We start from the raw sequence: 6,023 nt of genomic DNA, 5'->3' as shown, positions 1-6,023 counted from the left end.
CCCTCGCCGCCGGTCCCGCCGACGCCGCCGACGCCGCCCTGGCCGCCGGTGCCACCTCCGACGCCGCCCTGGCCACCGGTCCCGCCGCCGACGCCGCCCTGGCCGCCGGTGCCACCTCCGACGCCGCCCGCGCCGCCCGTGCCTCCCGGGCCCCCCTGGTCGATCTGGGATCGATCGACGGTCGCGATGAGCTCGCAGCCCGAAGCGAAAGAAACGAGCCCCGCGACGGCAAGCACGGCGCCGGTCAGGATCTTTGCGTTCTGCATCTTCATGAGGTGCCTCGAAGGGTAAAAGTCATCCGAACGGCCACCGAGCGGCCTCGGCGGCCACGCAATGACAAACTTTCACGCGGCTGTCAAGGATCTCTTTGCGCGGCGTAACGTTGCAGCTCCCACGGTTCGCGCGGAAGCGATTTTTGTTCAATCGGTGGATCTGCAATCCGACGCGCACCCGTCGAGGTCGACGACATTTCCGTCGTCGCACACCTCCCCCGCGTCGAGGATTCCATCACCACACGCCGGAATCGTGCAATCGAGCCGACACGCCGAGGGGACGTCGCGCGCCACGATCCGAGCCGCGGCGGTGCGATCGAGCACGATCGTCTCGCCACTCCCGTCCACCCATTCCCAGCGGTCGATCCCCTGGAGGAAGCTCGGCACGACGTCGATCACCCACGCGCCCGGCGAGAGCAGGCCGGAGAGCGCGCCGCCGTCCGTGTTGCCGTCGAACTGAAAGTCCCCGCGCGCCGTCGTCGCGTCGAGCAGCGAGAATTCGGCCTTGGTGTCGTCGGAGACCGCGACGAACGTGCCCGTGGGCAAGCCGAAAAACGACATCTCGACGCGCGCCTCGGGCTGGACCTCTCCGCTCACGTTCTTGTCCACGCCGTGGATCGCGACGAGCCCGAGCAGGCCCTTCGGCGTGACGTCGCGATACAGGAAAAGCTTGCTTGCCCCGAGCTCCTCGAACCCCGTGTGCGCGCTGGCCGAGCCGTAGTCGTAGAACGAGACGAGCGGCATGGGCCGCGTGACGGGCAGAACGGGCCGCGCGAGCGCGCCTTGCAGGAGCAAAAAAGCCGGACTGTCGGCGTTCGCCGCGCCCGCATCGCAGGCCTCCACGCCCGCCTGCACGAAGCCGTCGCCGCACGTCGCCGGCAAGCAACGCGAGGGGCAATCGTCCGCGTCGATGCCATTGCCATCGTCGCAGACCTCCCCCGGCTCGACGATGCCATTGCCACAGCTCGTCCGCGCGCAGTTCGCCGTGCAACCGTCGCCGGAGACCTGATTTCCGTCATCGCAGGCCTCGACGAAGGCCCGGACGATGCCGTCGCCGCAGCGCGCGAGGGCGCATCCGGGGACGCAGGCGTCGACAGCGACCTCGTTGTGATCGTCGCAGGCTTCGCCGGGATCGACGAGCCCGTCGCCGCAAAAAGGATCCTGCCGCTCGGCCTCCGGGCCGAAAAGCGTGCTGCGCGCGCCGCACGCGGCGGCGAGGCCGAAGAGCGCGCCGACAGCGAGGCCACGTGTGTGCATGCAAGCGACCCTACCACGATCGCTCCGCCTCTTGCCGCGCGCGCGGCGCTCCGATAGAGCTTTTCCTCGTGGGTGGACCCAAGCCTCGCCTTCGTTTGGCCCTGGCGATCGCGATCGCCTCGCCCCTCGCTTGCTCTTCGCCCAAGGACACGCCCGACGCCTCGGCGCCCGCGCCTTCGGCCTCGCAAGCCGTTGCGCCGCCCACGAGCAGCGCTGCGCCCGCGCAGCCGAAGCCACTTTCGCCGGCCGAACGACAAGGCAGCGTGATCGCGCGGAGCCGGCAGGGCGATGCGCTCTTCGTGGCGGACGAGGATCACAAGGTTCTCCGCCGAATCCCACTCCCGCTCGCGCCGGGCGCATCCGCGACCGAGGTGCCGCTCCCCGGCGCGCCGGCCCAGGTCCTGCCGATCGACGGCGCCGTGCTCGTGACGATCCGCGATCCGGGCCTGCTCCTCGTGCTCGCGCCCGACGCGTCGGGCGCGCTCACCGAAGCGAGCCGCGTGTCATTGCCCGCGGACGCGTGGGGGCTCGCGGCGACTTCGGACGCGCGCCATGCGTTCGTCACGAGCGCCTGGACGCATACGGTTTCGAAGGTCGATCTCGCAGCGAAAAATGTCGTGTGGTCGGTGGACGTCGCGCGCGAGCCGCGGGGCATCGCCGTGCTCGAAAGCGGCGAAATCCTCGTGAGCCACCTCGTGGGCGCGGACGTGACGCACGTCGGCGAAGCATCGGGCGCGCCCGTCGTGAAGACGATCGGCGTGATGCCTTCGCCCGTGCGCGCGCCGTCGGGCAAGAAGCTCCATGCGTCGCTCGGGTATTCGCTCGTGACCTCGCCCGACGAGGGCCGGCTCTTCGTGGCACGGCACGCGGTCGGCGCGCTCGCGCGGCGCTCGTGGTTCGGGCAGCCGACGGTGGATGTCGTGCTCCTCCCTGGGAAAAACGGCCGCGCCGCGCCGGAGCAGCTCGCCGCGACGCACGTGGGCGGCCTGCCCGCGCAAAAGAGCCGGGTCGCGGATCTGACGATGACCGCGGACACGCCGGTGTCGATCCCGGGCCGCGACAAGGGCCCGTTCACGCAGCCGCGCGCGATGGTCTACCGCGCGAAATCCGACACGCTGCTCGTCGCGGGCGAGGGCGATGACGTGGTCGCCGAGCTCGACGCGATCGCACTCGATCCGACGCTCGCGATCGTGCGTATCTTCCAGGTGGGCCAGAAGTACGACCCGGGATACGGCGCCGCGGGCGAATGCGGCGCGCCCTCGGGCATCACGCTTTCGGCCGACGAGGATACGGCGTACGTGTTCTGCCGCTCGACCTACGACGTGGTCGCGATCGATCTCGCCGCAAAGCCGCCCGTCGATCCCATCGTGCATGACCGACAAACCCTCGTGCACCTCGCCGACGACACGCTCTCGGCAGAGGCGCAGAAAGGGCGGCGGCTCTTCTACAACGCGACGGATCCCATTCTGAGCGGCGGCCTCGGCTGCGCGGGTTGTCACCCCGACGGGCGCGACGACGGGCACGTCTGGCACGAGGCGACGTTCGACACGATCGACGGGCTGCATACGAACTTCGTGGGCGTCTACGAAAATGTCCCCGACCTCGCGAAAACAAAAGGTTTTCCGCGACGAACCCCGATGCTCGCAGGCCTCGTGAACGCGGCGGGGCCTTATGGCTGGCACGGCGAGAGCCCGGACCTCGGCGCGCGCATCACGGCCGGCATGGGCCTGCATCGCTGGGGCGGCATGCCACAGAACATCGGCGGCGCCGCCGTCGGGCGCGCCTCGCTCGTCGCCGCGTTCGTGCGTGACGGCCTCGTCCCGCCCCCGCGGGAGAACCGCGAGCTCACCGAAAAGGAAAAACGCGGGCGCGAGCTCTTCAACAACAAAGGCACGAAATGCGCCCAATGCCACGTGCCGGAGAGCCATTACACGGATCGCACGTCGTATCCGCTGAAGCGCCTGCCGCCCGTGAGCGGCTTCGACGAGGAGTCGAAGCAGGAGTTCAAGACGCCCTCGCTCCGGTTCGTCGCCGGAAGGGCGCCTTATTTTCACGACGGCCGCGTCTCGACGCTGGAAAAACTCGTCGAGCTGAACGGCGATCGCATGGGGAACACGAGCCAGCTTTCCGCCGAGGACCGCGAGGCCCTCGTCGCCTTCCTGAAGACCTTATGAGCCGCGCCCGGACCCTCGCCGCCCTCACCTTCCTCGTGCTCTTGCCGGCCGCCAAGGCCGATCCGCCGGCACCGGCGAACGACGAGGAAAAACCGATCGATTTCGAGCCGATTCCCATCGAGGAGGGCACGCCGAAGCCGCCCACGCCGGCCGAATGGCAGAACGCGACGCGCGTGCGGATCACCCGCAAGGGCCCGCGCGCCGAGCATTGCCGGGCGTGGCGGGCGCGGGGCTGGCTCAAGGTCCATTGCGACACCCAGACCACCGCGGCCTCGCTCGTCGGTGGCACGAACCGGGGCGTCTCGCTCTGGATGCCCGAGCCCAAGGAGGGCGTCCCGGCGCCCCAGGCGGGCCAGGTGATGTTCCCGATCAAGCCGGGCGATCGGCGGATCTTCGAGCTGTTTTCGTTCGGCGAGACCTACGGCGGCTCCATGGTCTCTCCGGGGCTCATCCTGCAAGAGCACTGGCTCGAGGGGGAGCCGGCGCCCATTCTCGTGCTGCGCTGACAAACGTTTTTCTTTTCGTCGTCGGAGGGATGGTTTCCATGAAGGCTCTTCGTTGGCTCACGTTCGGCACGGCTTTCCTCGGCTTTGGCCTCGCGGCCGCGTTCGGCTGCGGCGGCGCGCAGGAGGGCGGCGACGTAAAGGAGCCGGGCGCGGGCGCGACGGACGCAAAACCCGCCGAGACGGCTGCGAAGGCCGACCCGCCGCCGAAGAGCGACCCCGAGCCCGCGAAGACGGCCGAAGCGACGCCCGAGCCCGCGAAGACGGCCGAAGCCAAGCCGCCCGAGGCCCCGAAAGCGCCGCCGAGCCCGTGCCCCGAGGGCATGGCGTTCGTCAAGGGCGGCGCGTACAAGATGGGCTTCCTGAAGAACGAGGCGAAGATCGCCGATTTCTGCTTCGACAAGACGGAGGCCACGGCGAAGGACTACGAGGCGTGTGTCGCGTCGAAGAAATGCAATGACGCGTTCGCGACCTGCGCGCCCGAGGCGACGTACAAGAAGGCCGGCAAGGAAGATCATCCGATGGTCTGCGTCGATTTCCAGCAGGCGATCGATTACTGCACGGCGCAAGGAAAACGCCTGCCCTCGGACGAGGAGTGGGAGTGGGCGGCGCGCGGCGGCGAGGAGGGGCGCGTGTATCCCTGGGGCAACGAGGCGCCGAAGGATCAGCTCTGCTGGTCGGGCGGGAAAGAGGGGCTCCTGAAAGGCACGTGTCCGGTCGCGGCGCACCCGAGCGGCGCGAGCAAGGACGGCCTGCTCGGAATGGCGGGCAACGTCTTCGAATGGACGACGAGCGTGCAGGACGCGAAGACGAAGGACCGCGTGGGCCGCGGCGCGAGCTGGCGCGACGGCATCCCCAACATGTTCCGCGTGGAGCGGCCGGGCCGATTCCAGGTGACGTACCGGTGCGGATTCCTCGGCATTCGTTGCGCGACGGCCCCCGCGGCGACGGCTGGCAAATAGGAGCGGCCGTGGGGGGCCTCCTGTTCGTCCTGCCGCCCGCGCTCGGCCGCGCCAAGGCAGAGGCGCGCGCCGAGCTCATCCGGGCCGCCCTGGAGCAGAAGCTCGGCGAGAGCGTGGAGACCCACGTGGCCGCGAATTATGCCGACATCGAGGAGCGCACGGCCTCCGGCGAGGCGCAGCTCGTCTGGGCGCCGGCCGGCGTGACCGCGAAGCTGCAAGCGGCCCGCGCGGTCCTGACCATCGTACGGGAAGGACAAACGAATTACCGGTCGGCGATCGTGGCCCGGAAAAACGCGAAGCTGCGGCTCGCGGAGCTCTCGGGCACGAAGGCGGCGTGGGTGGATCCGCTCTCGGCCGGGGGGTATTTATTGGCGATCGCGAAGCTGCGGGCCGAGGGAATCGACCCGGTGAAGACGTTCGCGTCGCAGATGTTCCTCGGCTCGCATCGGGCCGCGGTGGAGGCGGTGCTCCACGAGACGGTCGACGTCACGGCCGTCTCGTCGCACAAGATGGACGCGGCGAGCATGGCGGAGAAGCTCCGCTGGTACGCGGGGCCCGCCGGGGACAAACTCACGGCGATCGCTTTCACGGAGAGCTGTCTGAACGACGCAATCGTGCTGCCCGCCTCGCTCTCGGAGGCGAAAGCGATCGCGCTCGCGCAGAAGCTCGTGCCGACGACGCCGAGCGAGATCGCGCGGTCGCGGCTGCTCTCGGCGCTGGAGGCGGAGGGGCTCGTGCAGACGCCCCTCGAAGAGTATCACCGCCTCGCGCCGCTCTTGACGCCGCCGCCGGCGGCGGAGGACCGTATCACGCTGCCCCCGCCGTCACGCTCGTCCCGGCCCTCGTGGCATTGAG

General features: G+C 69.6%; 6 protein-coding genes. 4 read left to right on the top strand and 2 right to left on the bottom strand.

Going from position 1 to position 6,023, the window contains the following annotated elements:
* A partial coding sequence (locus tag QHF83_RS35580; RefSeq protein ID WP_282422475.1) for a hypothetical protein occupies positions 1–272 on the bottom strand: 272 nt, incomplete at its 3' end.
* 147 nt (positions 273–419) lie between these two features.
* Positions 420–1,529, bottom strand: coding sequence for a DUF4215 domain-containing protein (locus QHF83_RS35575; RefSeq protein ID WP_282422474.1), 1,110 nt, complete (start codon positions 1,527–1,529; stop codon positions 420–422).
* Positions 1,530–1,597: 68 nt separating this feature from the next.
* On the opposite strand from QHF83_RS35575, the gene QHF83_RS35570 reads away from it, so the two are divergent.
* From QHF83_RS35570 to QHF83_RS35555, 4 genes are read left to right on the top strand one after another with little or no spacing between them, the layout of a single operon-like run.
* Positions 1,598–3,703, top strand: coding sequence for a cytochrome c peroxidase (locus QHF83_RS35570; RefSeq protein ID WP_282422473.1), 2,106 nt, complete (start codon positions 1,598–1,600; stop codon positions 3,701–3,703).
* On the top strand, positions 3,700–4,209 hold the full coding sequence (locus QHF83_RS35565; protein ID WP_282422472.1) for a hypothetical protein: 510 nt from the start codon (positions 3,700–3,702) through the stop codon (positions 4,207–4,209). The genes QHF83_RS35570 and QHF83_RS35565 overlap by 4 nt, the downstream gene beginning before the upstream one ends.
* 38 nt (positions 4,210–4,247) lie before the next feature.
* On the top strand, positions 4,248–5,168 hold the full coding sequence (locus tag QHF83_RS35560) for an SUMF1/EgtB/PvdO family nonheme iron enzyme (protein ID WP_282422471.1): 921 nt from the start codon (positions 4,248–4,250) through the stop codon (positions 5,166–5,168).
* Between the two features lie 8 nt (positions 5,169–5,176).
* Positions 5,177–6,022, top strand: a complete 846-nt coding sequence (locus tag QHF83_RS35555) for a PhnD/SsuA/transferrin family substrate-binding protein (protein ID WP_282422470.1) — start codon at positions 5,177–5,179, stop codon at positions 6,020–6,022.
* Position 6,023 lies beyond the last annotated feature (1 nt).

The organism is Polyangium sp. 15x6 (assembly GCF_029960785.1).
GTDB lineage: Bacteria > Myxococcota_A > Polyangia > Polyangiales > Polyangiaceae > Polyangium.
Note: the sequence above shows the minus strand (reverse complement) of the source record. Positions and strands in the feature narration are given on the sequence as shown.

Bases quoted from the DNA above. Each gene is read 5' to 3' on its own strand.
- QHF83_RS35575 (WP_282422474.1), bottom strand. From the start codon at position 1,529: ATGCACACACGTGGCCTCGCTGTCGGCGCGCTCTTCGGCCTCGCCGCC.
- QHF83_RS35565 (WP_282422472.1), top strand. From the start codon at position 3,700: ATGAGCCGCGCCCGGACCCTCGCCGCCCTCACCTTCCTCGTGCTCTTG.
- QHF83_RS35560 (WP_282422471.1), top strand. From the start codon at position 4,248: ATGAAGGCTCTTCGTTGGCTCACGTTCGGCACGGCTTTCCTCGGCTTT.